Origin of the sequence: Nonomuraea salmonea (assembly GCF_042428605.1) — a bacterium.
Taxonomy (GTDB): Bacteria; Actinomycetota; Actinomycetes; order Streptosporangiales; family Streptosporangiaceae; genus Nonomuraea; species Nonomuraea salmonea.
The window spans coordinates 1-3,759 of sequence record NZ_JBHMCF010000032.1; the positions used below are offsets into that span (position 1 = coordinate 1).

Sequence of the window (3,759 nt, forward strand, 5' to 3'; positions counted from 1 at the left end):
GAGGTGCACGCGCGGCTGGTCGAGGTGGCCAGGGCCGAGGGCGCGACCACGTTCATGGTGCTGCAGGCCGCGCTCGCGGTGCTGCTGGCCAAGCTCGGCGCGGGCCGGGACATCCCGATCGGGGCCGCGGTGGCGGGGCGCACCGATGAGGCGCTGGACGATCTGGTCGGGTTCTTCGTGAACACGCTGGTCATCCGTACCGACCTCGCGGGCGACCCGACGTTCCGCGAGGTGCTGGGGCGCGTCAAGGACGCGAGCCTGGACGCCTACGCCTACCAGGACGTGCCGTTCGAACGCCTGGTGGAGGAGCTGGCACCGTCCAGATCGCTGTCCCGCCACCCCCTCTTCCAGGTGGCGCTCACGCTGCAGAACACCATCGACGCCGAGCTGGACCTGCCCGGCATGCGGTCGTCCGGCCTGACCCCCGGCGAGGTGGCCGCGAAGTTCGACCTCGACCTGACCATGACGGAGCTCCTCGATCAGGACGGCGCACCGGCCGCCCTGCACGGCACGATCGTCGCCGCCGCCGACCTGTTCGACAGGGGGTCGGCCGAGCAGCTCGCGGAGCGGTGGGTCCGGGTGCTGGCGGCGGTGGCGGCGGATCCGCACACCCGGCTGTCGGCCGTGGAGGTCCTCGGCGCCGGCGAGCGGGATCGGGTGCTGGCCGAGTGGAGCGAGCCCGGCACGCGGGCCAGGCCGCAGCCGGTGACCGAGCTGTTCGAGGCGCACGCCGCGCGGAATCCCGCAGCGACGGCGGTCGTGTGCGGCACGGAGCAGCTCGGCTTCGGCGAGCTGGACGCGCGGGCGAACCGGCTCGCCAGGCGGCTCGCCGACCAGGGCGTGGGCCCGGAGGTCGCGGTCGGCGTTCTCCTGGAACGCGGAGTGGAGCTGGCCGTCGCCTTCCTGGCCGTGCTGAAGGCCGGTGGCGTCTACGTGCCGCTGAACACCGGCTACCCGCCCGCCCGGCTGGCCCACATGCTGCGCGACAGCGGCGCGGCCGTCCTGGTCACCGACGCCGGTCTCGAGGACACGGCGGTGGAGCTCCTGGACCACGGGTGCCGGCTCGTCGTGGTCGACGACGGGCAGGGGGAGACGTACCGGCGTCCGGTGGAGGCGGGGAACGCGGCGTACGTGGCGTACACGTCCGGCTCGACCGGCGTCCCCAAGGGCGTCACGGTGCCGTACGGCGCGCTCGCCGCGTACGTGGCGGCCTGGGAGCACGCGCTGGCCGGCGTCGGCGGCCCAGGACCCGTGCTGTCGATGGCCGCCGCCGGGTTCGACGTGTCCATCGGCGACATGGCACGCAGCCTCTTCCTGGGCCGGCCCGTGGTGTTCCTGCCGCCCGGCGACCTGTCCGCCGAGCTGCTGCACCACGCACTCGCGGCGGGCGGCGTGGAGATCGCCGAGATCGTGCCGGGCAGCCTGCTGCGCGAGCTGGCCGCCCACTGCCGCACGGCCGGCCGGCTCGACCGGCTCCGGCTGCTCATCTCGGGCACCGACCTGTGGACGTACGAGGCGCTGACCGGCACGGTGGCCCAGGTGAGCGCGACCGCCGCGCCCGCGAACGTCTTCGGCGTCACCGAGGCCGCGATCGACTCGCTGCTCATGACGCTGCCCCCCGGTGCCGCCCCGGCCGGTGACGACCTGGTGCCGGTCGGCCGCCCGCTCGCCGACGTCGGCGTGCTGGTGCTGGACGAGTGGCTCGCCCCTGTCCCGGCCGGCGTCCCAGGCGAGCTGTACGTCCGAGGCGCGGGCCTCGCCCGCGGATACGCCGGCCGTCCCGGGCTGACCGCAGAACGGTTCGTGGCCTGCCCCTTCGGCAGGCGCATGTACCGGACCGGCGACCTGGCCAAGTGGACCCAGGACGGGCTGCTGGTGTTCCTCGGCCGTACCGACGACCAGGTGAAGATCCGCGGGTTCCGCATCGAGCCCGGCGAGATCGAGAACGTCATCGCCGGCCACCCCGGCGTCCGCCACGTCGTCGTCACCGCCCGCGAGGACGTCCCCGGCGACGCCCGCCTCGTCGCCTACGTCGTGCCCGACGATGAAGGCGTCGAAGCCGGTGCCGTCCGCGCCTTCGTCGCCGAGCGGCTGCCCGGCCACATGGTGCCGTCGGCGGTGGTCGTCCTCGACGCGCTGCCGCTGACCGTCCACGGCAAGGTGGACCGCAAGGCCCTGCCCGCCCCCGAGTACTCCGGCGGCTCAGGCCGCCCGCCGGCCAACGCGCGCGAGGAGCTGCTGTGCGCGGCGTTCGCCGAGGTGCTGGGCCTTGAGCGGGTGGGCGTGGAGGACGACTTCTTCGCCCTGGGCGGTCACTCGCTGCTCGCGGTGTCGCTGGTCGAGCGGTTGCGGACGCGGAGCGTGTCGGTGTCGGTGCGCGCGCTGTTCGAGACGCCGACGGTGGCCGGGCTGGCCACCGCCGCCGAGACGGAGCAGGTGCCCGTACCGCCGAACCTGATCCCGGCCAGGGCGGAGACCATCACGCCGGAGATGCTGCCGCTGGTCAGCCTGTCGCAGGCGGAGATCGACCGCATCGTGGCGGGCGTCGAGGGCGGGGCGGCGAACGTGGCGGACGTGTATCCGCTGGCGCCGCTGCAGGAAGGGCTGCTGTTCCACCACCTGCTCGCCGGTGGCGGCGGGGACGTCTACATGCGGCCGGTCGTCCTGGAGTTCCCGTCGCGGGAGCGGCTGGACGAGCTGGTCGGGGCGTTGCAGCGGGTGATCGACCGGCATGACGTCTTCCGTACGTCGCTGGCCTGGGAAGGGGTGCGGGAGCCTGTCCAGGTGGTGTGGCGGCGGGCCGCGCTGCCCGTGGTGCCGGTGGACCTGGGCGGCTCGGACGATCCCGTCGCGGAGCTGGTGGCGGCGGTGGGGATGTCGATGGACCTCGGGCGGGCGCCGTTGCTCGACGTGCACGCGGCGCAGGCCGGGGATCGGTGGCTGGCGCTGGTAAGGGTGCATCACCTCGTTCAGGACCATCTCGGGCTGGAGATCCTGCTGGACGAGGTGGGGGCGTTCCTGGCGGGGCGTGGTGGTGAGCTGGGCGAGCCGGTGCCGTTCCGGAACTTCGTCGCGCAGGCGCGGGGCGGGGTGAGCGAGGAGGAGCACGAGCGGTTCTTCGCGGCGTTGCTCGGCGATGTGGCGGAGCCGACGGCGCCCTTCGGGCTGCTGGACGTGCGCGGCGACGGAGCCGACGTGCGGCGCGCGGCGGCGGACCTCCCGGGCGAGACGATCGGACGGCTGCGCGAGGTCTCGCGGCGGCTCGGGGTGAGCCCGGCGACCGTGATGCACGTGGTGTGGGCCCGGGTGCTGGGGGCGGTGTCGGGGCGGGATGACGTGGTGTTCGGGACGGTGCTGTTCGGGCGGATGAATGCGGGGGTGGGGGCTGATCGGGTTCCCGGTCCGTTCATCAACACGCTGCCGGTGCGGGTGCGGCTGGGTGGCGGGGTCGGTGAGGTGGTGTCCGGGATGCGCGGGCAGCTCGCTGAGCTGTTGATGCACGAGCACGCGCCGCTGGCCGTCGCCCAGCGTTCGAGCGGGGTGCCCGCCGACCTGCCGCTGTTCACCTCGATCCTCAACTACCAGGGGAACGTGAGCGACGGCAGCACGCCGGCCGCCTCCCCGCTCGACGACATCAAGATCGTTTACTCGCGGGACCTCACCAACTATCCGCTGTCGGTGGCGGTGGATGACCGGGGTGACGGGATGTCGGTCGTGGTGGACGCGGTCGCCGGGGTGGACGCGGAGGTCGTGGCCGGG

1 protein-coding gene is annotated in these 3,759 nt (G+C 73.9%); it reads left to right on the top strand.

Annotated elements, in window-relative coordinates:
* Positions 1 to 3,759 (top strand): non-ribosomal peptide synthetase (locus ACFFR3_RS27750; protein WP_379484097.1); only part of this gene is annotated, 3,759 nt, incomplete at both ends.